Origin of the sequence: Burkholderia sp. BCC1999 (assembly GCF_905339975.1) — a bacterium.
GTDB lineage: Bacteria > Pseudomonadota > Gammaproteobacteria > Burkholderiales > Burkholderiaceae > Burkholderia.
In genome coordinates this window covers 339081-363125 of the sequence record NZ_CAJPHP010000003.1, presented here as the reverse complement: position 1 = coordinate 363125, position 24045 = coordinate 339081, and the positions used below count along the sequence as shown (strand labels likewise).

Here is a 24045-nt window from a genome sequence, read left to right as displayed (position 1 = left end):
CGCGGGCGGATTGGACGATCAGCCGACGACCGCGACGACAGGTGTGTGGTCGGACGGCTGTTCCCACGTGCGCGGCGTGCGATCGACCTCGCACGACGTGCAGGTCTCCGCGAGCGCCGGCGACAGCAGGATGTGGTCGATGCGCAGCCCGGCGTTGCGACGGAACGCCATCATCCGGTAGTCCCACCACGTGAAGGTCTTCTCGGGCTGCTCGAAGCGGCGGAACGCATCGACGAAGCCCAGCTCGATCAGTTGCGCGAAGTGCGCGCGCTCCTGTGGCGACACGAGATTCTGGCCTTCCCATTTCGCGGGATCGTGCACGTCGCGGTCTTCCGGTGCGATGTTGTAGTCGCCGAGCAGCGCGAGCTTCGGAAAGCGCTGCAGCTCGGTGCGCAGCCACGCCTGCAGCGCGTCGAGCCATTGCATCTTGTAGACGAACTTGTCGGAGTCGGGCGCTTGGCCGTTCGGGAAGTACGCGGACACGATGCGTACGCCGTCGACCGTCGCGGCGACCACGCGCTGCTGTGGATCGTCGAAGCCGGGGATGTTGCGCACGACGTCCGATTCGTCGACGGTCAGCGACTCGCGCGTGAGGATCGCGACGCCGTTGTAGGTCTTCTGGCCCGTGAACCAGCTGCGGTAGCCGGCCGCCTCGAGATCGGCGCGCGGGAATTTCTCGTCAGGCAGCTTCAGTTCCTGCAGGCACAGCACGTCGGTGCCGCTTTGCGCGAGCCAGTCGAGCACGTGCTGCTTGCGGACGTTGAGCGAGTTGACGTTCCAGGTGGCGATTTTCATGAACGGGAGTGTGTGTGCGGCGTGAATGCGAAGGCCGCCATCTTACCGCGTGCATGCGGTGCGAACGCGCGTCATGCGTGACGCGGAGCAGCGGGCATGCCACGCTATCTGGAAGGGGGGGAGAAGAAATTGTGACAAAAGTGTTGACGTGAGTACTTCATCACCCTATAATTTATTTCTCTGACGCGGGGTGGAGCAGTCTGGCAGCTCGTCGGGCTCATAACCCGAAGGTCGTAGGTTCAAATCCTACCCCCGCAACCAAGCACACCAGACGATGTGCAGCGCAAGTGACCGATGCGCGCTTCGTCGACAGGAACCCGGCCTCGTGCCGGGTTTTTTGTTTTCCGTGCGCGAAATCGTCGTCGCGGTTATCGCGCGGCCCACTCCACGGCCGCCTTCGCATGCAGCGCGGTCGTGTCGAACACCGGCAGCGAAGAATCGTCCGCGCCGATCAGCAGTGTGATCTCCGTACAGCCGAGGATCACGGCCTGCGCGCCGCGCTGCGCCAGTTCCTCGATGATCGACACATAGGTCGCACGCGATTCCGTCGTGATGACGCCGTGGCACAGCTCGTCGTAGATGATCCGGTGCACGTCGTCGCGCCCGCGTTCGTCCGGCACGAGCACGTCCATCCCGAATTTGTCGCGCAGCCGCTCCGCATAGAACGGCAACTCCATCGTGTAGCGCGTGCCGAGCAGCGCGACGCGCTCGACGCCTGCGTCGCGCAGCGCGCTGCCGGTCGGATCGGCGATGTGCAGGAAGGGCAGCATCACCGCGGCTTCGATCGCGTCGTGCACGCGATGCATCGTATTGGTCGTCAACACGACGAGGTCGGCGCCGGCCGCTTCGAGCTGCCGTGCCGCATCGGCCATCCGCTCGCCGAGCGCCGCCCAGTCGTGCGTGCGCTGCAGCGCTTCGATTTCCGCGAAATCGACCGTGACGAGCACGCTCTTCGCGTTGTGGTGGCCACCATGCAGCGCCTTCGAGTGCCGGTTGATCATCCGGTAGTACTCGGCCGACGATTCCCAGCTCATGCCGCCGATCAGTCCGATCGTCTTCATCCGTCACCTTCTCGTTTCGTGTGTCGCGGCCGACGAGTATAGGCGCCGCTGCCCATGCCCGGCCGGTACGATCCGCGCAAAGCGGGCCGGTACGGCGCAGCCGGGCGTGGCCGCACGCGACAGTTGAAACCGGCACTGTGTTTTTGTACAGTATCGGCACCGTGAACCCGACCACCATTCCGCCTGCCGATCCGCACGTGCCGCCGCCGGGCGACGCGCTGCCGCGCATGCGCAAGATCATTCACTGCGACTGCGACTGTTTCTACGCATCGGTCGAGATGCGCGACGACCCGTCGTTGCGCAACCGGCCGCTCGCGGTCGGCGGCCGGCCCGACCAGCGTGGCGTGATCGCGACCTGCAACTACGAGGCGCGGCGCTATGGCGTGCATTCGGCGATGTCGTCGGCGCTGGCGATGCGCAAGTGCCCGGACCTGCTGATCCTGCCGTCCGCGATGGACAAGTATCGCGCGGCGTCGCGGCAGATCATGGCGATCTATCGCGACTACACGCCCGACGTCGAGCCGTTGTCGCTCGACGAGGCGTACCTCGACGTCAGCGGGTCGGACCGCTGCCAGGGCAGTGCGACGCTGATCGCGCGCGAGATCCGCCAGCGCGTGTTCGATACGGTCGGCGTGACCGTGTCGGCCGGCGTCGCGCCGAACAAGTTCATCGCGAAGATCGCGTCGGACTGGAACAAGCCGGACGGCCTGTTCGTGGTGCGGCCGCACGAAATCGACGCGTTCGTCGCGGCGCTGCCGGTGCGCAAGCTGCACGGCGTAGGCAAGGTGACGGCCACGCGGCTCGACCGGCTCGGCATCCAGACCTGCGCGCAGTTGCGCGACTGGCCGCTGATCGACCTGCACCGCGAGTTCGGCGCATTCGGGCGGCGGCTGTACGAACTGGCGCGCGGAATCGACGAACGGCCCGTGCAGGCCGACCAGGAGCGCAAGTCGGTCAGCGTCGAGACGACCTACGTGACCGACCTGACGACGCTCGAGCAATGCGCGGACGAGATCCGCCGCCTCGTCGTGCAGCTCGACGCGCGGATCGCGCGCGCGGGCGCCGCGCGGTCGATCCGCAAGCTGTACGTGAAGATCCGCTTCGCCGATTTCCAGCGCACGACAGTCGAATGCGTGGCCGACGCGACGAACGCGGAGACGGCCGTCACGCTGCTCGCGAAGGGGCTGCAGCGGCGCGCGCAGGCCGTGCGGCTGCTCGGCGTCGGCGTGCGCATCGACGAGGACACCGCCGAGCGGCACGGGCAGTTCTCGCTGTTCGACGACGACGTGCCCGCGCCATGAAAAAAGGCACCGCCGAAGCGGTGCCTGTCGATGCGACCGGAAGGGCCGGGCGGCGCGCTCAGTGCGCGGGCGTGGCCATCCCGTTGTGGCGCAACAGCGCATCGATTTCCGGCTCGCGGCCGCGGAACGCCTTGAACGAATCCATCGCCGGGCGGCTGCCGCCGACCTCGAGGATCTCGCGGCGATAGCGCGTGCCGGTGGCCGCGTCGAGCACGCTACCGCTCTTGGCGGCCGCTTCCTCGAATGCCGCGTACGCGTCGGCCGACAGCACCTCGGCCCACTTGTAGCTGTAGTAGCCGGCCGCATAGCCGCCCGCGAAGATGTGGCTGAACGTGTTCGGCCAGCGCGAGAATGCCGCCTGCGGGATCACGTGATAGCGCTCGTTGATCTCGCGCGCGAACGCGGTCACGCCGGTGGCGCCGGCCGGGTCGAAGTCGACGTGCAGCAGCATGTCGAACATCGAGAACACGATCTGGCGCAGCGTGCCGAGCCCGCTCTGGAAATTCTTCGCGGCGATCATCTTGTCGAACAGCTCGCGCGGCAGCGTGGCGCCCGTATCGATGTGCGACGACATCGACGACAGCACGTCCCATTCCCAGCAGAAATTCTCCATGAACTGCGAAGGCAGCTCGACCGCATCCCATTCGACGCCGTTGATGCCCGACACGCCGAGTTCGTCGACGCGCGTGAGCATGTGGTGCAGCCCGTGGCCGAACTCGTGGAACAGCGTGATGACTTCGTCGTGCGTGAAGCACGCGGGCTTGCCGCCGATCGGTGCCGAGAAGTTGCAGGTGAGGTACGCGACCGGCGTCTGCACGCCGCTGCCGCGCTTCGCGCGCGAGCGTGCGTCGTCCATCCAAGCGCCGCCGCGCTTGCCTTCGCGCGCGTACAGGTCGAGGTAAAACTGCGCGACGAGCGAGCCGTCGCGGTTCTCGACGCGGAAGAAGCGCACGTCCTTGTGCCATACCGGCGCGTCGTCCGCCTTGATCCGCACGCCGAACAGCGTCTCGGTGACGGTGAACAGGCCCTTCAGCACGGCCGGCTCGGGGAAGTACTGCTTCACCTCGTTTTCCGAGAACGCGTAGCGCTGCTGGCGCAGCTTTTCGGCCGCGTATGCGACGTCCCACGGCGCGAGTTCGGTCAGGCCGAGTTCCTTCGCGGCGAATGCGCGCAGCTCGTCCCAGTCCTTGTCCGCGTGCGGGCGCGCGCGCGTCGCGAGATCCTCGAGGAACGCGATGACCTGCTGCGGCGATTCGGCCATCTTCGGCGCGAGCGACACTTCGGCGAAGTTGCGGTAGCCGAGCATCTGCGCCTCTTCGCGGCGCAGCTTCAGCTCGTCGGCGACGATCGCCGTGTTGTCCCATTCGGCCTTGCCGTCGCCGTGCTGCGGCCCGAGCTCCGATGCGCGCGTCGCATAGGCGCGATAGAGCGTCTCGCGCAGCGCGCGGTTGTCGGCGTACTGCAGCACCGGGAAGTACGACGGGAAGTGCAGCGTGAATTTCCAGCCGTCCTTGCCGTCCTTCTGCGCGGCTTCACGGGCGGCTTCGATCGCGTCGCCGGGCAGCCCGGCGAGGTCGGCTTCGTTATCGACGAAGTACGCGTACGCGTTGGTCGCGTCGAGCACGTGGTCGGAGAACGCCTTCGACAGGGCGGCCTGCTGTTCCTGCAGTTCCGCGAAGCGCGGCTTCTGGTCTTCGGGCAGTTCGGCGCCCGACAGGCGGAAATCGCGCAGCGCGTTGTCGAGGATCTTCTTGCGCTCGGCGGACAGCGTCGCGTATTCGGCGCTCGCGGCGATCGCCTTGTACTTCTCGTACAGCGCGAGATTCTGGCCGACGCTCGACCAGAACTCGGTCACGCGCGGCAGGTTTTCGCCGTAGGCGGCGCGCAGTTCCGGCGTGTCGGCGACCGCGTTCAGGTGGCCGACGATGCCCCATGCGCGGCCGAGCGGCTCCGTCGCGTGCTCGACCGTCTCGACGACGGCGGCCCAGGTCGACGGCGTCGCGCTTGCGCTCGCGGCTTCGACCGCGCGGCTGGCTGCGTCGAGCAGCGTATCGAGCGCGGGCGTCACGTGTTCCGGGCGGATCTCGCCGAAACGGGGCAGGCCGGAGAAGTCGAGGAGCGGGTTGGTGTTGGCGCTGGCGGACATAAGACTCCCTGTCTGTTGCCGGATGAACCGGGATGAAAAGGGTAACGGCGGCGGGGCGCGATGGCGCCCGATACCGACATTATTGGGGCGCATCGTGCGCTTTCCAATCGTTAGTTTCTAATGACGCGATTGACGCAGGGGCGGATGCGGGCGACGGGCGACCGGCGACGGGCGGCCGGCGCGGTGCAGCCGCGGCGATGCGGCTGGCGAGACGCCGGCGCACGGAACCGCGCGCCGGCTGAACGGGCAGGGGGTCAGGCGGCCGCGTCGGCGGCGCGCTCGGCCGCTTCGATCGTGTTGATCAGCAGCATCGTGATGGTCATCGGGCCGACACCGCCCGGCACCGGCGTGATGTGGCCGGCCACTTCCTTCACGCCCGCGAAATCGACGTCGCCGCACAGCTTGCCGGCGTCGTCGCGGTTCATGCCGACGTCGATCACCGTCGCACCCGGCTTCACCATGTCGGCGGTCAGGATGTTGCGCTTGCCGACCGCGGCGACCACGATGTCGGCCTGCCGCGTGTGCGCGGCGAGGTCGCGCGTCTTGCTGTGGCAGATCGTCACGGTCGCGCCGGCGTCGAGCAGCATCATCGCCATCGGCTTGCCGACGATGTTCGAACGGCCGATCACGACCGCGTTCGCGCCCTGCAGCGCGATGTCGTGCGCCTCGAACATCTTCATCACGCCGTACGGCGTGCACGGGCGGAACAGCGGCTTGCCGGTCATCAGCGCGCCGGCGTTCGCGACGTGGAAGCCGTCGACGTCCTTCTCCGGCGCGATCGCCTCGATCACCTTGTGGCTGTCGATATGCGCGGGCAGCGGCAATTGGACGAGGATCCCGTGGATCTTCGGGTCGCGGTTCAGTTCGTCGATACGCGCGAGCAGGCCGGCTTCCGACAGCGTGGCCGGGTACGCATCCTTCAGCGAGAAGAAGCCGTTGTCCTCGCACGCCTTGATCTTGTTGCGCACGTAGACTTCGCTCGCCGGGTTTTCGCCGACGAGGATCACCGCGAGACCGGGCTGGTGGCCGCGTGCGGTCAGGGCGGCGGCGCGTTCGGCGGCCTGAGCGCGCAGGGTCTTCGAAAGGGCGTTGCCGTCGATGAGGAGGGCTGTCATGGTGGTGGGTCCTGCCGGGAAGTTGGAATGCGGGCGTGCGACGCGCGAAGCGCCGCAGCAAAGCACGCAATTATACCGGTCGCCTGCTGTCGTCCGACAGGGAATACAAGGAAAGCGTCATGGCGCCGGTGCCGGCGCTCCGGGAGGAAGCGCCGGGCCATGCCGCGCGAGTGGGCCGCATCGCGCGGCGCGGTAGTCCGATGGTGCGGCCGGCCGGGCAGGGCTGCCCGGCACCGCGCGCAACGCTCAGGCCTGCTTCTTCGACAGCGCGAGGCGCAGCAGGTCGGCCACCGTGTTGACGTTGAGCTTTTCCATGATGTTCGCGCGGTGCGCTTCGACCGTCTTGATGCTGATGCCGAGATCGTCGGCGATCTGCTTGTTCAGGCGGCCCGCGATGATGCGTTCGAGCACCTGCTGCTCGCGCGCGGTCAGCTTCGACAGGCGTTCGCTTGCGGCACGCTGCTCCTGGACGCTCTTGCTTTCGCTTCGGGCCTTGTCGAGCATCCGCTCGACGAGCTTGCGCAGCTCGGCTTCGTCGAACGGTTTCTCGATAAAGTCCATCGCACCCTTTTTCATCGTCGATACGGCCATCGGCACGTCGCCGTGACCCGTGACGAAGATGATCGGCAGCGCGGCATTGTCGGCGATCAGGCGTTCCTGCAGCTCGAGACCGCTCATGCCCGACATCCGCACGTCGAGGATCAGGCATGCGATCTGGCCGGCCTGTTGAGCCGGCTGGTAGGCATCGAGGAACTGCTCCGCGCTCGAAAAGCATTGCACGCGATAGCCGTTCGCCTCCAGCAGCCAGCGCAGCGAGTCCCGTACGGCCTCGTCGTCGTCGACGACAAAGACGGTTTCCTGAGTGGTGGTGACAGGGCTATTCATAGTTCTCCCGTAACGGTATGTGATGCCGATGCCTCGCGCCCCCCTTGGCCGAGATCAGCGGGTTCCCCAATGGGCAGGCTGCAGTGGAACGTCGCGCCGGAAATGCGGCCATCCGGCTCGACGTTGTTGACCACCCACAGACGCCCCCGATGCGATTCGATGATCGAACGGCAGATGTTCAGCCCCATGCCCATGCCATCGGACTTGGTGCTGTAAAACGGTTCAAACAGGCGCTCGGCGGTCGCTTCGTCGACGCCCGGACCCTGGTCGATCACGCGGATGTCGACGAAGCCCGCATCGATGTCGGCGACGACGCGGATCACGCCGTCCGCCGACGCCGGCTTCACGTCGGCCATCGCCTCGGCCGCGTTCTTCATCAGGTTCATCAACACCTGCTCGATCAGCACGGGGTCGACATAAATAATAGGCATTCTTGCGAGGATTTCCGTGACGATCCGGATCCTGCGCTTCCTGGCCTCGATTTCGGCAAGCCCGACTGCGTCGGCGACGATGTCCGCAACCCGCGCCGGCTGGCGTTTCGGCTCGCTGCGCTTCACGAATTCGCGGATCCGCTTGACGATCATCCCGGCGCGCAACGCCTGCTGCGCGGTCTTTTCCAGCGCGGGCTGCAGCGTCTCGGGCGTGCCGCGGCCGCTCTTGACGAGCGCGAGCGTGCCCGAGCAGTAGTTGTTGATCGCGGCGAGCGGCTGATTCAGTTCGTGCGCAATCGACGACGCCATTTCGCCCATCGTCATCAACCGGCTCGTGAACTGCAGCTTCTCTTCCTGCTGGTGTGCGAGTTCCTGCGCCTTCTTGCGGGTCGTGATGTCGGTCGCGATCTGCATCTGCGCGAGGTGGCCGTCGACCCACTGGATGTACTGGCGGCGTACTTCGAACCATTTCTGGATGCTCTCGACGTACACCTCCTGCGCGTCGGCCGTGCTGCTCGTCAGCGCGGCGGCCGGCAGGCCCGCGAACGCGTCGACCATGTCGATCGAGTCGGACGATGCCTGCGCGCGGTCGAAGCCGCCGCCCGACAGCTCGAGGTGGCCGTCCGGGCGGATGCCGAACAGGTGGCGGTAGTAGCGGTTCGCGAACAGCAGTTCGGCTTCGTCGGCGGCCAGCACCGACACCGCGGCGTCGAGGCTTTCGAGCACCGTCGTGAAGCGCTCGTGCGCGGCCGCGAGTTCCTCGCGCGCGCGCTTCGGTTCGGTGATGTCGGTCATCGACGACATCCAGCCGGTCTGGCGGCCCGAGCTGTCGATCAGCGGCGACACGTACAGGCGCGCATGGAACAGCGTGCCGTTCTTGCGCCGCACGCGGAGTTCGAAGCCCGAGCTCGGCGCCTTGCCGCGCAGCGTCATGTCGAGCTGGCGCTGCATTTCCGGGTACGCATCGCGCGGCCAGTACGGGAACGGCGCGACCTTGCCGACGAGGTCGGTTTCGTCCCAGCCCGTCATCCGGCAGAACGCGGGGTTCACGTGCGTGATGCGGCCGTGCATGTCGAGCACGCGCATGCCGATCAGCACCGAGTTTTCCATCGCGCGACGGAAGAACGCTTCCGCGTACAGCGCCTGCTGCGCCTCGAAGCGCTGGCGCGTGTGCTTCCACAGGCTCCAGAGGCTCCACAGCACGAAGCACGACAGGCCGGCCACGAGCCACACGAGTGTGTTGTTGGTCAGGTTCGTGAGCTGCGGGAACGCGTACACGCGCACCGTCAGCCCCTGGCCGGGCGGATCGAGCGGCAGGTCGTAGTGCGAGTCGCGCGGCAGGCGCGGGCGTGTCGACGTGGACGACAGCTCGCGGTTGTTCGAGTCGGTGATCGAGATCTTGTACTTCGACGACAGTTCCTGCGGGATGTCGTGCTTCAGGATGCCTTCGACCGAGAACACCGCGGCGATCGAGCCGAGATATTCGCGGTCGCCGCGCATCACGGGCGTCTGCAGCGTGATGAAGCCGTTGCCGAAGTCGTCGTAGATCAGCGGCGAGTAGGCCTGGCGGCGCGTGCTGCGCGCTTCGTCGTACGCGCCGCGCACGGCGTCCTGCATCTGTGCGTCGCCGGGTTTCGCGAGCCGCTGCCCGAGCAGTGGCGGATGCACGGTCGGCCAGCGCTGCACGCCGGGTGCGGTGTACCAGTTCAGGTAGAGGATTTCCGGATGCGTCTGCATCACGTCCGCGACGGCCATCTGGAACGCGTTCTGGTCGAGGCGGCCCGACGCGAGATCGCGCGACAGCGCCTGCAGTTGCTCCTGCGCGCCCGTCATCGACAGGCGGATCTGCTGCTGCGCCCACGCGACGTTACGGAAGAGGGTGTCTTCCTGCTGTTGCTGTTCGCGGCGATTGAGGCTCCACAGGATGAGGCTCATCACCACCAGGAACACCAGGATCGACAGCAGCGGCGTCAGCAAATAGGAATTGGACCACCACGGTCCGTGGTGCCAACGGGACGGCTGCGACTCCGCCGGCGGGCCCGACGGTCGCGCCGAGCGTGCGAAAAGCCGATCGGTCAACATGGCAGGATTGTAGCGCAGCGCAATACATGGAAAACCTATACCGGATATGTTGAACGGAAACGGATTTGTTCCGCCGCGGCGTGCCGGAGCGCCCCGAAACATGGGTGCAGCGCAGCAATATTCCGCATTACGAGAAAAGATCTCACAATTCGAAAATTATGTTGCGCGGGCCCGCGCACGCTCATTACAATCCGCTGGAGCTTGCCCGCAGCCGGCCGCGTCGCGACGTCTGCACGAGAGCGATCCTCACATTCCAGGACCCAGGAGACGAGAATGTCCGCTGTACCGAACGAAGTGATGAAATATGTCGCCGCCGAACGTGACGACGACCCGCAAGAAACCGTCGAGTGGCTGGAGTCGCTCGATGGCGTGATCTCCTCCGTGGGCACCGGCCGCGCGCACTACCTGATCGAAAAGCAGATCGAGTTCGCCCGCATGCACGGCGAACACCTGCCGTTCTCCGCCAACACCCCGTACATCAACACGATTCCGGTCGGCGCCCAGGCAAAGATCCCGGGCGACCAGGACCTCGAGCACCGCATCCGTTCGTACACGCGCTGGAACGCGCTGGCGATGGTGCTGCGTGCAGGCAAGGACACGAACGTCGGCGGCCACATCGCATCGTTCGCGTCGGCCGCGACGCTCTATGACGTCGGCTACAACCACTTCTGGCACGCAGCGTCCGACCAGCACGGCGGCGATCTCGTGTTCGTGCAGGGCCACTCGTCGCCGGGCGTGTATTCGCGCGCGTTCCTGCTCGGCCGCCTGAAGGAAGAGCAGCTCGACAACTTCCGCCAGGAAGTCGACGGCAACGGCATTTCGTCGTACCCGCACCCGTGGCTGATGCCGGATTTCTGGCAGTTCCCGACCGTGTCGATGGGCCTCGGCCCGATCATGGCGATCTACCAGGCGCGCTTCATGAAGTACCTGGAGGCGCGCGGCATCACGAAGACGGAAGGCCGCAAGGTGTGGGCATTCCTCGGCGACGGCGAGACGGATGAACCGGAATCGCTCGGCGCGATCGGGATGGCGAGCCGCGAAAAGCTCGACAACCTCGTGTTCGTGATCAACTGCAACCTGCAGCGTCTCGACGGCCCGGTGCGCGGCAACGGCAAGATCATCCAGGAACTCGAATCGGAGTTCCGTGGCGCCGGCTGGAACGTGATCAAGGTCATCTGGGGCAGCCGCTGGGATGCGCTGTTCGCACGCGACAAGTCGGGCGCGCTGATGCGCCGGATGATGGAAGTCGTCGACGGCGAGTACCAGACGTACAAGTCGGAGTCGGGCGCGTTCGTGCGCGAGCACTTCTTCAATACGCCTGAACTGAAGGCGCTCGTCGCCGACTGGTCGGACGACGACATCTGGGCGCTGAACCGCGGCGGCCACGATCCGCACAAGATCTACGCAGCGTTCCACGAAGCCAGCAACACGAAGGGCGCGCCGACCGTCATCCTCGCGAAGACCATCAAGGGCTACGGGATGGGCGAGTCGGGTCAGGCGATGAACATCACGCACCAGCAGAAGAAGCTGCCGGTCGAGCAACTGAAGAAGTTCCGCGACCAGTTCCGCCTGCCGATCACCGACGAACAGATCGCCGACGTGCCGTACCTGAAGTTCGAGGAAGGCTCGAAGGAACTCGAATACATGCGCAAGCAGCGCATGGACCTCGGCGGCTACCTGCCGCACCGCCGCGAGAAGGCGACGTCGCTGCCGGTGCCGGCGCTCGATGCATTCGAGCCGCTGCTGAAGGGCACGGGCGAAGGCCGCGAGATCTCGACGACGATGGCGTTCGTGCGGATCCTGAACATCCTGCTGAAGGACAAGGCGCTCGGCAAGCGCGTCGTGCCGATCGTCCCGGACGAATCGCGCACGTTCGGCATGGAAGGCCTGTTCCGCCAGATCGGTATCTGGAACCAGCAGGGCCAGAAGTACGTGCCGGAAGATTCCGACCAGCTGATGTTCTACAAGGAATCGGAAACCGGCCAGATCCTGCAGGAAGGCATCAACGAAGCGGGCGGCATGTGCGACTGGATCGCGGCGGCGACGTCGTACTCGACGCACGGCGAGATCATGGTGCCGTTCTACATCTTCTATTCGATGTTCGGCTTCCAGCGGATCGGTGACCTCGCATGGGCCGCAGGCGACATGCGTTCGCGCGGCTTCCTGCTCGGCGGTACCGCGGGCCGCACGACGCTGAACGGCGAAGGCCTGCAGCACGAAGACGGCCACTCGCTCCTGTGGGCGGCATCGGTGCCGAACTGCGTGAGCTACGACCCGACGTTCGGTTATGAACTCGCCGTGATCATCCAGGACGGCCTGCGCCGCATGGTGCAGGACCAGGAAGACGTGTACTACTACATCACGGTGATGAACGAGAACTACGAGCACCCGGCGATTCCGCAGGGCGAGCACGTGGCGGCCGACATCATCAAGGGCATGTACGCGTTCAAGAAGGCCGACGCCGACAAGAAGGCGCCGCGCGTCCAGCTGCTCGGCGCGGGCACGATCTTCAACGAAGTGATCGCCGCGGCCGACCTGCTGAAGAACGACTGGGGCGTCGCTGCCGACCTGTGGAGCGTGCCGAGCTTCACCGAGCTCGCGCGTGAAGGCCACCAGGTCGAACGCTGGAACCTGCTCCATCCGACCGAAGAGCGTCGCCTGTCGCACGTGCAGAAGTGCCTGAAGGATACGCAGGGCCCGGTCATCGCCTCGACGGACTACGTTCGTGCGCTGGTCGACCAGATCCGCGGCCAGATCGATCGCCGCTTCGTCGTGCTGGGCACCGACGGCTTCGGCCGTTCGGACACTCGCGAGAAGCTGCGTCACTTCTTCGAAGTCGACCGTCACTGGGTCACCGTCGCCGCGCTCAACGCGCTGGCCGACGAGGGCACGATCGAGCGCAAGGTGGTCGCGGACGCGATTGCCAAGTACAACCTCGATCCGTCCAAGCCCAACCCGATGACCGTTTAACGCACACGCCGTGTGATGCCGCGCGTCGCTCCCGCGAGGAGCGCGCGCGGCCATGGAGACAGAAACAGATGAGTCAAGCGATCGAAGTGAAGGTGCCGGATATCGGCGATTACAAGGACGTGCCGGTCATCGAGATCGGCGTGAAGGTCGGCGATACGGTCGAGCCCGAGCAGTCGCTCGTCACGCTCGAGTCCGACAAGGCGACGATGGACGTCCCGAGCCCGGTAGGCGGCGTCGTGAAGGAAATCAAGGTCAAGGTGGGCGATTCCGTGTCGGAAGGCTCGCTGATCATCCTGCTCGAAGGCGGCGCTGCAGCGCAGGCCAATGGCGCGGCTGCGCCGGCCGCTGCACCGGCTCCGGCGGCAGCGCCTGCGCCGGCCGCGGCGGCACCGGCTGCCGCCCCGGCAGCAGCCGGCGGCACGCTCGAAGTGAAGGTGCCCGACATCGGCGACTACAAGGACGTTCCGGTCATCGAGATCGGCGTGAAGGTCGGCGACACGGTCGAGAAGGAGCAGTCGCTCGTCACGCTCGAGTCCGACAAGGCGACGATGGACGTGCCGAGCCCGGCCGCCGGCGTCGTGAAGGACATCAAGGTCAAGGTGGGCGATTCGGTATCGGAAGGCACGCTGATCGTGCTGCTCGAAGCCGCAGGCGCACCGGCTGCCGCCCCGCAGGCGAGCGCACCGGCTCCGGCCGCCGCCGCGCCGGCGCCGGCTGCTGCACCGGCGCCCGCGAAGGCTGCGCCGGCACCGGCTGCCGCCGCACCGGCCGCCGCGCCGTCGGGTGAATACCGCGCCAGCCACGCGTCGCCGTCGGTACGCAAGTTCGCGCGCGAACTCGGCGTCGAAGTCGCACGCGTGCAGGGTTCGGGTCCGAAGGGCCGCATTACGAAGGAAGACGTCACGGGCTTCGTGAAGGGCGTGATGACGGGCCAGCGCGCGGCACCGGGCGCGGCAGCCGCGCCGGCAGGCGGCGGCGAGCTGAACCTGCTGCCGTGGCCGAAGGTCGACTTCTCGAAGTTCGGCCCGTTCGAGGCGAAGCCGCTGTCGCGCATCAAGAAGATCTCGGGCGCGAACCTGCATCGCAACTGGGTGATGATCCCGCACGTCACGAACAACGACGAAGCGGACATCACCGAGCTCGAAGCGCTGCGCGTGCAGCTGAACAAGGAGCACGAAAAGGCGGGCGTGAAGTTCACGATGCTCGCGTTCGTGATCAAGGCAGTCGTCGCCGCGCTGAAGAAATTCCCGACCTTCAACGCGAGCCTCGACGGCGACAACCTGGTGTTCAAGCAGTACTACCACGTCGGTTTTGCCGCGGACACGCCGAACGGTCTCGTCGTGCCGGTGATCCGCGACGCGGACAAGAAGGGGCTCGTCGATATCGCGAAGGAAATGGCCGAGCTGTCGAAGGCCGCACGCGACGGCAAGCTGAAGCCGGACCAGATGCAAGGCGGTTGCTTCTCGATCTCGTCGCTCGGCGGGATCGGCGGCACGAACTTCACGCCGATCATCAACGCGCCGGAAGTGGCGATCCTCGGGTTGTCGCGCGGCCAGATGAAGCCGGTGTGGGACGGCAAGCAGTTCGTGCCGCGTCTGACGCTGCCGCTGTCGCTGTCGTATGACCATCGCGTGATCGATGGCGCGGAAGCCGCGCGGTTCAATGCGTATCTCGGCGCGTTGCTCGCGGATTTCCGTCGCATCATTCTTTGATGAGCGTGGGAGTGGCTCGCGGGGTCGTGGGTTTTGTGTCGGTCGTCCACGCCTCTTCGTTGAACCTGTTTCGCTAACGGTCTATTAGCGTCGCCCCTGCGCGGGGCGGCGGTCACTTTTCTTTGTCTTCCAAAGAAAAGTAACCAAAAGAAAGGCGCGTCCTTGGGCGGACGGCAAAGGTGGTTCTGCCCAACGTCGCGTTCTCTTGTCAGGCCGTAGTCGCGGTAACGGGTTCTTCCGCGGGTTTCTCCCCCCTCTGTCTGCAGCTAATCAAGAAGGGGACAGTAATGAGTCTCATCGAAGTCAAGGTTCCGGATATCGGCGATTTCAGCGGCGTCGATGTCATCGAAGTCAACGTGAAACCCGGCGACGTGATCGAAAAAGAGCAAACGCTCATCACGCTCGAATCCGATAAAGCCTCCATGGAAGTGCCCAGCGACGTCGCCGGCACCGTCAAGGAAATCAAGGTCAAGGCCGGCGAGAAAGTCTCGCAAGGCACCGTCATCGCCATCGTCGAAGCGTCGGCTGGCGCAGCCGCGCCCGCGAAAGCACCCGAAGCGCCGAAGCCCGCGGCAGCTGCGCCGGCACCAGCCGCAGCGGCTCCGGCGCCCGCGCCGCAAGCCGGCAGCTACGCAGGCGCCGCCGACATCGAGTGCGACATGCTCGTGCTCGGCGCCGGCCCCGGCGGCTACTCGGCCGCGTTCCGCGCTGCCGACCTCGGCATGAAGACCGTGCTCGTCGAGCGCTACTCGACGCTCGGCGGCGTGTGCCTGAACGTCGGCTGCATCCCGTCGAAAGCGCTGCTGCATACGTCGCTCGTCGTCGAAGAAGCCGCAGCGCTCGCGTCGCACGGCATCACGTTCGGCAAGCCGGAAGTCGATCTCGACAAGCTGCGCGACTTCAAGGGCGGCGTCGTCAAGAAGCTGACGACGGGCCTCGCCGGCATGGCCAAGGCGCGCAAGGTCGAAGTGGTCACCGGCGTCGGCGCATTCGTCGATCCGTTCCACATGGAAGTGCAGGGCGAAAACGGCAAGAAGGTCGTCAAGTTCAAGCAGGCGATCATCGCTGCCGGCTCGCAAGCCGTGAAGCTGCCGTTCATGCCGGAAGACCCGCGCGTCGTCGATTCGACGGGCGCACTCGAACTGCGCCAGTTGCCGAAGCGCATGCTCGTGATCGGCGGCGGCATCATTGGCCTCGAAATGGCCACGGTGTACTCGACGCTCGGCGCCGAGATCGACGTCGTCGAAATGATGGATGGCCTGATGATGGGCGCGGACCGCGATCTCGTGAAGGTCTGGGAAAAGTACAACGCGAAGCGCTTCGGCAACGTGATGCTGAAGACCAAGACGGTCGGCGCGGAAGCTAAGGAAGACGGCATCTACGTGAAGTTCGAGGGCGAGAAGGCGCCGGCGGAAGCGCAGCGCTACGACCTCGTGCTCGTCGCGGTGGGCCGCAGCCCGAACGGCAAGAAGATCGGCGCCGACAAGGCTGGCGTCGCGGTCACGGATCGCGGCTTCATCGACGTCGACAAGCAGATGCGCACGAACGTCCCGCACATCTTCGCGATCGGCGACGTCGTCGGCCAGCCGATGCTCGCGCACAAGGCAGTGCATGAAGGCCACGTCGCAGCGGAAGCCGCGCACGGCGAAAAGGCGTACTTCGACGCACTGCAGATCCCGTCGGTGGCGTACACCGATCCGGAGGTGGCGTGGGCCGGCAAGACGGAAGACCAGTGCAAGGCCGAAGGCATCAAGTACGGCAAGGCCGTGTTCCCGTGGGCCGCATCGGGCCGCGCGATCGCGAACGGCCGCGACGAAGGCTTCACGAAGCTGATTTTCGACGAGGAAACCCATCGCGTGATCGGTGGCGCAATCGTCGGCCTGAACGCGGGCGACCTGATCAGCGAAGTGTGCCTCGCGGTCGAGATGGGCGCGGACGCGGAAGACATCGGCAAGACGATCCATCCGCACCCGACGCTCGGCGAATCGGTCGGCATGGCTGCCGAACTGTACGAAGGCGTCTGCACGGACCTGCCGCCGCAACGCAAGAAGTAACGCGACCGGCACGGCCGGCCATGCGCCGGCCACGAAAAAACGCCGCCGCCCGGGTTATCCGGGCGGCGGCGTTTTCTTTTGTCTGCGGCCGATGCTGCGATCGGAACGCTTGATCGAACGAGGCGAGCGGCGGGCCGTTCGCGCAAATTCCGGCGCCAGAAACGAAAAAGCCGCGCTGGGCGCGGCTCTTTCAGGAGCAGGGGACGCTTACGCGGCCGGCTTGCTCGAACGACGTGCAGCAGCGGCGGTTGCAGCCTTCGTTGCGACGGCAGCAGCAGCGTTGAAGTTCGTTTCAGCGATTTCGACGGCTTGCTTCGTGGCCTTCTGAACCGTTTCGTACGTCGTGTTCGCGGCGTTCAGTGCCGACTTCAGCGCGGCGACAGCCGTTTCCGAACCGGCCGGGGCGTTCTTCGCGACGTTGTCGACGAGTGCCTGGACCTTCTTGTTCTGCTCTTCGAATTGCGCTTCGGCAACCTTCGCGAACTCGGCTTGCGTCGACGATGCGATTTCGTACAGGTGACGACCGTACGACAGCACCTTTTCAGCGACCGGCTGCGACAGGCTGGCTTGCAGTGCGATCAGCTCCTGAGCGTCCTTCACCGACAGCAGGCGCTGTGCGTTTTCCTGGCCTTCGGCCAGCGTCGACTTCACGACTTGCAGGTTGAGTTCGATCAGCTTTTCGACGCCTTCGAATGCCTTGGTCGTCAGACCGAACAGGCTTTCGAGGTTGGCTTTCTGTGCAGCGGCGATTTGCTCGGGGGTCAGCAAGGACATGTCCAGCTCCTGAAAAGCGATCGCGTCGATCGCAGGGTAAAGGGCACTACGACGGGGAACCTCGGATGCGCGTGCTTTGTGCAACGCAGCAATGAGGCGTATTTTAGGGCAGAGAAAACGGATGTCAAGTATTTTTTGTGCGTTGCACAATCGCGACAAATTATCGATAAAACAACGAGTTATCGTAGTCGTCCGGAATCGGTTTCATGCGCGATCCCAGATGGTGCGCACGACCGCGGGGCAAGCGTGGCGCACCATGATCATGCACAGGTAAACCTGACAGGCCCATGGAACGTTATCCTTCTGTTCCTGTCGAAAAGCGCGCCGTTTCGATGCGCGTGCCGTGGCGACGTGCCGCCGCTACGGTCGAGACCGGCGCCCTTGGCACGCCGAGCACCGGATACGTAGTTTCCCCGCTTTAAATCGCCTCCAAAGTGACGTTATCTCAATTAACCGTGTGGTAATCGGGAGACGGGCGCTGTCGGGCAGTGCACCCATGAGTTTTTTCGATGGGGGCGGGAGGGTCAATTGGTCTGAGGTTGACCGACCCTTACATTCCGGTTTAACGACGATCGGTAAGTGCCTAATATTGCTCTTTTTTTCAGCTTTAACTACACTTGCGGAAACCTCCCGCCCGCTTTGTCCAGACCCCAATGAAAGCCGAATCGTTTTCACCGCGCAGATTGTTGCAGAGCATGACGCTCGGCACGGCTGTGTCGGTCGCAGTCGCCTTGCTGGCGACCACCGCGTCCGTCGCGCCTGCTGACGCCTTTGCCGCTACCGCGAAGACCCAACAAGCCGCCAAGAAAAAGGCCGTCGCTCCTGCTTCGTCAGCGAAGAAGAAGTCGGCCAAGGCGACGTCCGATAAATCCGCCAAGGTCGCTGCGGCCGATGCGCCGCGCGCGAAGGCGTCGCGAAAGCGCGTGACGCTCGCGGCGAACAACCTGCATGGCGGCCATCGTGGCGCGGTCCGCAAGGTCGCGTTCCAGCCGCGCCGGCCGACGGTCGGCCAGGCGTTCGGCCTGCACGACACGCCCGACGCGCTCGCGCTGCGCTCGAGCGTCGCGTACGTCGTCGACCAGAATTCCGGCGAGCCGCTGTTCGACAAGAATTCGCACGCCGTCGTGCCGATCGCGTCGATCTCGAAGCTGATGACGGCGATGGTCGTGCTCGACGCGAAGGCGCCGATGACCGACCAGATTGAAGTCACCGACGAAGACCGCGACTACGAGAAGGGCACGGGCTCGCGCCTGTCGGTCGGCTCGGTGCTGTCGCGCGAGGACATGCTGCACATCGCGCTGATGGCGTCGGAAAACCGCGCCGCTGCCGCGCTGTCGCGTTACTACCCGGGCGGTCGTCCGGCGTTCATCGCCGCGATGAACGCGAAGGCGAAGACGCTCGGCATGGCCGATACGCACTTCGAGAATTCGACCGGCCTGTCGAGCTCGAACGTGTCGAGTGCGCGTGACCTCGTGAAGATGGTCAATGCCGCTTATCAGTATCCGATGATCCGCCAGTTCTCGACCGATCGCAGCTACGAGGTGTACACGGGCAAGCGCAATCTCGCGTACAACAGCACGAACGCGCTGATCCGCGGCAACGGCTCGTGGGACATCGGCCTGCAGAAGACGGGCTTCATCAACGAAGCAGGCGAATGCCTCGTGATGCAGGCGACGATCCATGGCCGGCCGATGGTGATGGTGCTGCTCGACTCGTTCGGCAAGTACTCGCGCTTCGCCGACGCATCGCGCCTGCGCAACTGGCTCGACGCCGGTGGCGGCGAGCGCCTGACGGCAGCCAACACGCCGAACGGCGGAACCTGATCGCCCCGCAGGCTGCAACAAGAAAGCCCCGCAATCGCGGGGCTTTTTTTCGTCCGGCGGAACCGGAACCGGAACCGGCACCGAGGCCGGCGAGGACGGCTTACGCCTGCCGTTGCAGCCCGTCCATGTCCTTCGAGGGCGCCGGCCGGTAGCCGAGCGATTCCGAGATGGTGAGCGCCGTGCGGCTCAACTGGCCAAGCCATGCGTCCTGCAGGCGGTCGGCCGGCGCCGACAGCGACAGGCCCGCGACGAGCTTGCCCGAATCGTCGTAGATGCCGGCCGCGATACAGCGCACGCCGAGCTCCAGTTCCTCGTTGTCGCGTGCGCACGATTGCTGGCGGACGATCGTCAGCTCGCGCTCGAGCTTCGCGATGTCGGTGATGCTGTTCTGCGTATGGCCGGACAGCCCGGTGCGCGTCGCATAGGCGCGCACCCGCGACGTTTCGTCGGCCGCGAGGAACAGCTTGCCGACCGACGTGAGGTGCAGCGGCGCACGGCCACCGATCGCGCGGACGACCTGCATCCCCGATCGCTCGGAATACGCACGCTCGATGTAGACGATCTCGTCGCCCTGGCGCACCGACAGATTCACGGTCTGCCCGGTGAGGCGGTGCAGCTCGCGCATCGGCATCAGCGCCGCGTCGCGCACCGACAGGCGCGCCTTCACGAGGTTGCCGAGCTCCAGCAGCCGCATGCCGAGGCGGTAGGTGCCGGGATCGGAGCGATCGACGAGGCGGCAGGTCACCATGTCGTTGAGGATGCGGTGCGCGGTCGACGGGTGCAGCTCCGTGCGCTGCGCCAGTTCCTTCAGGCTGACAGGATCACTGTGCGCGGCGAGCGCGTCCAGCAGCCGCATCATGCGTTCGATCACCTGGATCGACGTTTTTGAATCCGGGGTGGGTTGGCTCATGTCGGGGGAGAAATCGGTTGACGCGTCAAGCGGTGTTGCAACGATTGTATCTCGTATTGTGAAAAAAGCGAACGCCGTTCGAGGAAGTCCTCGTTTCGCGCGCGGCGGGCTTGCCTGCGAGCCGGCGTTGGTCTTGCCGGCCAAACGGCGGATAATGAGAGCCGTTTTCTCGAAGGAGCACGTATGCGAGTCGGTTTGTTCGTGACCTGCCTGGTCGATCTGATGCGCCCCGAAATCGGTTTCTCGGCGCTCAAGCTGATTCGCGACGCCGGCTACGAGGTGATCGTGCCGCCCGCGCAGACCTGCTGCGGCCAGCCGGCCTACAACTCGGGCGACCGCGCGCTGGCGCGCGATCTCGCCGAAAAGACGCTGCGCGAGTTCGAGCAGTTCGATTACGTCGTCGCGCCGTCGGGTTCGTGTGGCGGGATGATCCGCGCGCATTACGGCGACCTGTTCCGCGACGACCCCGAACTGATGGGGCGCTACACGCGGTTCCAGCAGAAAGTCTACGAACTGACCGATTTCCTCGCGAACGTCGCGAAGGTGTCGCTCGCGCCGGGCGAATTCACCGGGCCCGTCACCTATCACGACTCGTGCTCGGGCCTGCGCGAACTCGGCGTGAAGGCACAGCCGCGCGCGCTGCTCGCGCAGCGTGGCGTCGCGGTCACCGAAATGAAGGACTGCGAGCACTGCTGCGGCTTCGGCGGCACGTTCGCGATCAAGTACGGTGACATCTCGGCGGCCATCGCGGACGAGAAATGCGCGAACGTGCGCGCATCGGGCACCGGCGCCGTCGTGCTCGGCGATCTCGGCTGCATGCTGAACATCGAAGGGCGGTTGCGCCGCACCGGCGACCGCGACACGCGCGTGCTGCACGTCGCGCAGGTGCTGGCGGGCGACGTCTGACGCCCGGTTCCGCTCACTTTTCCCGATACCGCGATGCAAGTCCAATCGATGCATTTCAAGGCGCGCGCCGGCCAGAAGCTGGCCGACCAGCGCCTGCAGCAGAACCTGAAGAAGCTGTCGACGAAGTTCGTGTCCGCGCGCGCCGACGCGATGACCGCGATCGACTTCCCGGCCACGCGCGCCGCGCTCAAGGCGCGCCGCAACCGCGCGCTGGAGAACCTCGACGTGTGGCTCGAAGCGTTCGAGCGCGAGGCGACGCGGCGCGGCACGACGGTGTTGTTCGCCGAAACGACCGCGGATGCCGCGCGGCTCGTCGCCGACATCGCGCGCCGGCACGACGTGAAGAAGGTCATCAAGACCAAGTCGATGGTGTCCGAGGAGATGCGCCTGAACGCGGTGCTCGCGGAGATGGGCGTGCAGTCGATCGAGACGGACCTCGGCGAATACATCCTGCAGATCAACGACAACGAGCCGCCGAGCCACATCATTGCGCCCGTCGTGCACAAGGACAAGGACGAGATCGCCGACCTGTTCGCGCGCACGCACCACCGCGAGCGGCTCACCGAGATTCCGGACATGACGCGCGAGGCGCGCGAGGTGCTGCGCCCGCATTTCATGTCGGCCGACATGGGCGTCACGGGCGGCAACTTCGTGATCGCCGAGACGGGCTCGGTCGCGATCGTGACGAACGAAGGGAACGAGGGGATGTGCACGGTGATGCCGCGCGTGCACGTCGCGGTGACGGGCATCGAGAAGGTGCTGCCGACGCTCGAGGACCTCGCGACCGCGATGCGCCTGCTGCCGCGTTCGGCGACCGGGCAGAAGACGTCGAACTATTTCTCGCTGCTGACCGGGCCGCGCGGGACGGGCGACGAGGACGGCCCCGAGCACAACTACGTGGTGCTGGTCGACGGCGGCCGCACGGGCCTGATCGGCGGCGAATTCCAGGAGATGCTGCGCTGCATCCGCTGCGGCGCGTGCATGAACCACTGCCCGGTGTATCAGAAGGTCGGCGGCCACGCGTACGGCTGGGTCTATCCGGGGCCGATGGGATCGGTGCTGACGCCGAGCTACGTGGGGCTCGATCGCACGCTCGACCTGCCGCAGGCCGCGACGCTATGCGGCGAATGCGACAGTGTGTGCCCGGCCGGCATTCCGTTGTCGCACCTGCTGCGCACGCTGCGCGAGAAGCAGGTCGAGCGGCACCTGCGGCCGTGGCGCGAGCGGGCGGCGCTCGCCGCATGGGGCTTCTTCGCGCGGCGGCCGATGCTGTACGCGCTGACGACCAAGCTCGCCGTGCGCATCCTCGAGCGGCTGGGCGGCAACGGCGGCACGCTGCGGCGCCTGCCGATGATGGGCGGCTGGATGGACACGCGCGACATGCCGACACCCACCGGGCGCACGTTCCGCGAACTGTACGCGGCGTCCCAAAGCCACCTCGGCTGACGACTGTTCATCGGGCGGCAACAGTGCGTTCGCTATTTGCATATTTATCTCGATAGATGCGGTCTATAGAATCCTGTCTGTAGTCCCCGGAATTGGGTTTCGGGGTACGAGGTCAAGGAGGTCCGCATCATGAGAAAGACAATATCGATGTACTGGCCGCTGGCAATCGTCGTCCCGCTGGCAGCGGCAGCCTATCTGCATGCGATGGCCGATGCGCCGTCGCGTGGCCCGCTGGCGGTGCACCAGGCGTCCGCCGAACTGGCGCGCGCGGTGTCGTTCGGGCTGGTCGACGACGCGGCGAAGCCGCTGCCGGCAGCATCCGGCGACGTCGTGCTCGCCGCACCGAAGGCGTTGTAATGCATGGCGCCGTCGCTTTGCGCGGCGGCGCGATTTCGGCCGTCTTTGTATAATGGCGTGCTCTTCTCCCACGCGGTCCGCCGCAACGTTCCGATAGTGCGATGACCCGCGTTGCCATCTGTTTCGTCTGTCTCGGCAACATCTGCCGTTCGCCCACCGCGGAAGGCGTGATGCGTCACCAGGTCGACGCGGCCGCGCTGGCCGACCGGATCGCGATCGATTCGGCCGGCACCGGCGACTGGCATGTGGGCGAGCCGCCCGATACGCGGGCGCAGGCAGCCGCCCGCAGCCGCGGCTACGACCTGTCGGCGCTGCGTGCGCGGCAGGTAGGCGCGGCGGATTTCGAGCGCTTCGACCTGCTGCTCGCGATGGACGAAGCGAATCTCGCGGAATTGCAACGGCGCTGCCCGCCGCAGCATCGCGACAAGGTGCGCCTGCTGATGGACTTCGCGCCGGGCTCGACCGAAACCGAAGTGGCCGATCCGTATTTCGGCGGCGCGCAGGGGTTCGAACAGGTACTCGATCAGGTCGAGCGCGCGTGCGCGGGCCTGCTGGAGACGCTTCGGGCCCGTACGGCGGGCTGATCGCGCGGTATTCAGCGATCTGCGAATACCCTTTCAAAGACATGGATACTTGACTAAAAACGTCAAATATTTATACTTGACCAAAATCGTCAAGATTGCAGTCCCCTAGACACCATGAGACTCACCACCAAAGGCCGTTTCGCCGTCACGGCGATGATTGACTTGGCACTGCGCCAGGAGCAGGGCCCGGTGACGCTTGCAGGCATCAGCCAGCGCCAGCGGATTTCGCTCTCGTATCTCGAACAGCTGTTCGGCAAGCTGCGCAGGCATGAAATCGTCGAGTCCGTGCGCGGCCCGGGCGGCGGCTACAACCTCGCGCGTCGCGCGCAGGACGTCACCGTTGCCGACATCATCATCGCGGTCGATGAGCCGCTCGACGCCACGCAGTGCGGCGGCAAAGGCACGTGCGACGGCTCGAAGCAGCCCGACGGCCATTGCATGACGCACGAGCTGTGGTCGACCCTGAACCAGAAGATGGTCGAATACCTCGATTCCGTGTCGCTGCAGGATCTCGTCGATCAGCAGCGTGCACGCGAGGGCGCCCCTGCGGTGCTGCGCGATCGCCGCACACCGGAGCCCGTCGCCGCACCGGCCGAGCCCGTACGCACGATGCCGCTCGGCCCCAATTCGGTGTTCAACATCGCGAGTTCGTGAGCGCGAAGGCGCCCGCCATACCCCATAACGCACATAGTT

18 protein-coding genes and 1 tRNA gene are annotated in these 24045 nt (G+C 65.7%); 11 read left to right on the top strand and 8 right to left on the bottom strand.

Annotation, left to right across the window (positions count from 1 at the left end; translation table 11 throughout):
* Positions 1–18: 18 nt before the first annotated feature.
* Positions 19–795, bottom strand: a complete 777-nt coding sequence (xth, locus tag U5809_RS06335) for an exodeoxyribonuclease III (RefSeq protein WP_322085904.1) — start codon at positions 793–795, stop codon at positions 19–21.
* A 184-nt stretch (positions 796–979) separates the two neighbouring features.
* Between xth and U5809_RS06330 the strand changes: the two genes are divergently transcribed.
* Positions 980–1056: transfer RNA gene (locus U5809_RS06330), tRNA-Met, on the top strand.
* Between the two features lie 107 nt (positions 1057–1163).
* Here the strand turns inward: U5809_RS06330 and U5809_RS06325 are convergent.
* Complete coding sequence (locus U5809_RS06325; RefSeq protein ID WP_322085903.1) at positions 1164–1856, bottom strand: aspartate/glutamate racemase family protein; 693 nt, start codon at positions 1854–1856, stop codon at positions 1164–1166.
* Positions 1857–1993: 137 nt separating this feature from the next.
* Between U5809_RS06325 and dinB the strand changes: the two genes are divergently transcribed.
* Positions 1994–3157 carry a DNA polymerase IV gene (dinB, locus tag U5809_RS06320; RefSeq protein ID WP_322085902.1) on the top strand — a complete coding sequence of 388 codons (1164 nt, stop codon included), beginning with the start codon at positions 1994–1996 and terminating at the stop codon, positions 3155–3157.
* Positions 3158–3215: 58 nt separating this feature from the next.
* On the opposite strand, the gene U5809_RS06315 is transcribed toward dinB, so the two are convergent.
* The 4 genes from U5809_RS06315 to fixL all read right to left on the bottom strand — a co-directional run bounded on the left by U5809_RS06315 (position 3216) and on the right by fixL (position 9816).
* The gene (locus U5809_RS06315; protein WP_322085901.1) at positions 3216–5303 is read right to left on the bottom strand and encodes a M3 family metallopeptidase; all 2088 of its coding nucleotides are present in this window, start codon (positions 5301–5303) and stop codon (positions 3216–3218) included.
* Positions 5304–5557: 254 nt separating this feature from the next.
* Positions 5558–6418 (bottom strand): bifunctional methylenetetrahydrofolate dehydrogenase/methenyltetrahydrofolate cyclohydrolase FolD, encoded by an 861-nt coding sequence (gene folD, locus U5809_RS06310; protein ID WP_322085900.1) that lies wholly within the window; start codon positions 6416–6418, stop codon positions 5558–5560.
* Between the two features lie 246 nt (positions 6419–6664).
* Positions 6665–7303: an oxygen response regulator transcription factor FixJ gene (fixJ, locus tag U5809_RS06305; RefSeq protein ID WP_006493245.1), complete on the bottom strand. Its 639-nt coding sequence runs from the start codon at positions 7301–7303 to the stop codon at positions 6665–6667.
* Entirely contained in the window at positions 7300–9816 is a 2517-nt protein-coding gene (gene fixL / locus U5809_RS06300) for an oxygen sensor histidine kinase FixL (RefSeq protein WP_176047471.1), read from the bottom strand. The genes fixJ and fixL overlap by 4 nt, the downstream gene beginning before the upstream one ends.
* Before the next feature lie 273 nt (positions 9817–10089).
* Here fixL and aceE point away from each other — a divergent pair, with 273 nt between their 5' ends.
* The 3 genes from aceE to lpdA all read left to right on the top strand — a co-directional run bounded on the left by aceE (position 10090) and on the right by lpdA (position 16552).
* Positions 10090–12786, top strand: coding sequence for a pyruvate dehydrogenase (acetyl-transferring), homodimeric type (gene aceE / locus U5809_RS06295; protein ID WP_322085899.1), 2697 nt, complete (start codon positions 10090–10092; stop codon positions 12784–12786).
* Positions 12787–12854: 68 nt separating this feature from the next.
* On the top strand, positions 12855–14498 hold the full coding sequence (aceF, locus tag U5809_RS06290) for a dihydrolipoyllysine-residue acetyltransferase (RefSeq protein ID WP_322085898.1): 1644 nt from the start codon (positions 12855–12857) through the stop codon (positions 14496–14498).
* A 287-nt stretch (positions 14499–14785) separates the two neighbouring features.
* On the top strand, positions 14786–16552 hold the full coding sequence (lpdA, locus tag U5809_RS06285) for a dihydrolipoyl dehydrogenase (RefSeq protein WP_322085897.1): 1767 nt from the start codon (positions 14786–14788) through the stop codon (positions 16550–16552).
* Positions 16553–16759: 207 nt separating this feature from the next.
* Here the strand turns inward: lpdA and U5809_RS06280 are convergent, their stop codons facing one another.
* Entirely contained in the window at positions 16760–17326 is a 567-nt protein-coding gene (locus U5809_RS06280; protein ID WP_006481973.1) for a phasin family protein, read from the bottom strand.
* Between the two features lie 653 nt (positions 17327–17979).
* Here U5809_RS06280 and pbpG point away from each other — a divergent pair.
* Positions 17980–19149, top strand: coding sequence for a D-alanyl-D-alanine endopeptidase (pbpG, locus tag U5809_RS06275; RefSeq protein WP_282505527.1), 1170 nt, complete (start codon positions 17980–17982; stop codon positions 19147–19149).
* A gap of 100 nt (positions 19150–19249) precedes the next feature.
* Here pbpG and U5809_RS06270 read toward each other — a convergent pair whose 3' ends face one another.
* Entirely contained in the window at positions 19250–20059 is an 810-nt protein-coding gene (locus U5809_RS06270) for an IclR family transcriptional regulator (RefSeq protein WP_282505526.1), read from the bottom strand.
* A 183-nt stretch (positions 20060–20242) separates the two neighbouring features.
* Here U5809_RS06270 and U5809_RS06265 point away from each other — a divergent pair, with 183 nt between their 5' ends.
* From U5809_RS06265 to iscR, 5 genes are all read left to right on the top strand, one after another.
* Positions 20243–20965: a (Fe-S)-binding protein gene (locus U5809_RS06265; protein ID WP_282505525.1), complete on the top strand. Its 723-nt coding sequence runs from the start codon at positions 20243–20245 to the stop codon at positions 20963–20965.
* Positions 20966–20998: 33 nt separating this feature from the next.
* Complete coding sequence (locus U5809_RS06260) at positions 20999–22411, top strand: lactate utilization protein B (protein WP_322085896.1); 1413 nt, start codon at positions 20999–21001, stop codon at positions 22409–22411.
* Positions 22412–22540: 129 nt separating this feature from the next.
* Entirely contained in the window at positions 22541–22768 is a 228-nt protein-coding gene (locus U5809_RS06255) for a hypothetical protein (RefSeq protein ID WP_175014046.1), read from the top strand.
* 101 nt (positions 22769–22869) lie between these two features.
* Positions 22870–23352: a low molecular weight protein-tyrosine-phosphatase gene (locus U5809_RS06250; RefSeq protein ID WP_322085895.1), complete on the top strand. Its 483-nt coding sequence runs from the start codon at positions 22870–22872 to the stop codon at positions 23350–23352.
* Positions 23353–23466: 114 nt separating this feature from the next.
* Positions 23467–24006, top strand: a complete 540-nt coding sequence (gene iscR / locus U5809_RS06245) for a Fe-S cluster assembly transcriptional regulator IscR (protein WP_009691731.1) — start codon at positions 23467–23469, stop codon at positions 24004–24006.
* Positions 24007–24045: the final 39 nt, after the last annotated feature.

Coding starts and splice junctions, on each gene's coding strand:
- xth (WP_322085904.1), bottom strand. CDS start 795: ATGAAAATCGCCACCTGGAACGTCAACTCGCTCAACGTCCGCAAGCAG.
- U5809_RS06325 (WP_322085903.1), bottom strand. CDS start 1,856: ATGAAGACGATCGGACTGATCGGCGGCATGAGCTGGGAATCGTCGGCC.
- U5809_RS06315 (WP_322085901.1), bottom strand. CDS start 5,303: ATGTCCGCCAGCGCCAACACCAACCCGCTCCTCGACTTCTCCGGCCTG.
- folD (WP_322085900.1), bottom strand. CDS start 6,418: ATGACAGCCCTCCTCATCGACGGCAACGCCCTTTCGAAGACCCTGCGC.
- fixJ (WP_006493245.1), bottom strand. CDS start 7,303: ATGAATAGCCCTGTCACCACCACTCAGGAAACCGTCTTTGTCGTCGAC.
- fixL (WP_176047471.1), bottom strand. CDS start 9,816: ATGTTGACCGATCGGCTTTTCGCACGCTCGGCGCGACCGTCGGGCCCG.
- aceE (WP_322085899.1), top strand. CDS start 10,090: ATGTCCGCTGTACCGAACGAAGTGATGAAATATGTCGCCGCCGAACGT.
- aceF (WP_322085898.1), top strand. CDS start 12,855: ATGAGTCAAGCGATCGAAGTGAAGGTGCCGGATATCGGCGATTACAAG.
- lpdA (WP_322085897.1), top strand. CDS start 14,786: ATGAGTCTCATCGAAGTCAAGGTTCCGGATATCGGCGATTTCAGCGGC.
- U5809_RS06280 (WP_006481973.1), bottom strand. CDS start 17,326: ATGTCCTTGCTGACCCCCGAGCAAATCGCCGCTGCACAGAAAGCCAAC.
- pbpG (WP_282505527.1), top strand. CDS start 17,980: ATGAAAGCCGAATCGTTTTCACCGCGCAGATTGTTGCAGAGCATGACG.
- U5809_RS06270 (WP_282505526.1), bottom strand. CDS start 20,059: ATGAGCCAACCCACCCCGGATTCAAAAACGTCGATCCAGGTGATCGAA.
- U5809_RS06265 (WP_282505525.1), top strand. CDS start 20,243: ATGCGAGTCGGTTTGTTCGTGACCTGCCTGGTCGATCTGATGCGCCCC.
- U5809_RS06260 (WP_322085896.1), top strand. CDS start 20,999: ATGCAAGTCCAATCGATGCATTTCAAGGCGCGCGCCGGCCAGAAGCTG.
- U5809_RS06255 (WP_175014046.1), top strand. CDS start 22,541: ATGAGAAAGACAATATCGATGTACTGGCCGCTGGCAATCGTCGTCCCG.
- U5809_RS06250 (WP_322085895.1), top strand. CDS start 22,870: ATGACCCGCGTTGCCATCTGTTTCGTCTGTCTCGGCAACATCTGCCGT.
- iscR (WP_009691731.1), top strand. CDS start 23,467: ATGAGACTCACCACCAAAGGCCGTTTCGCCGTCACGGCGATGATTGAC.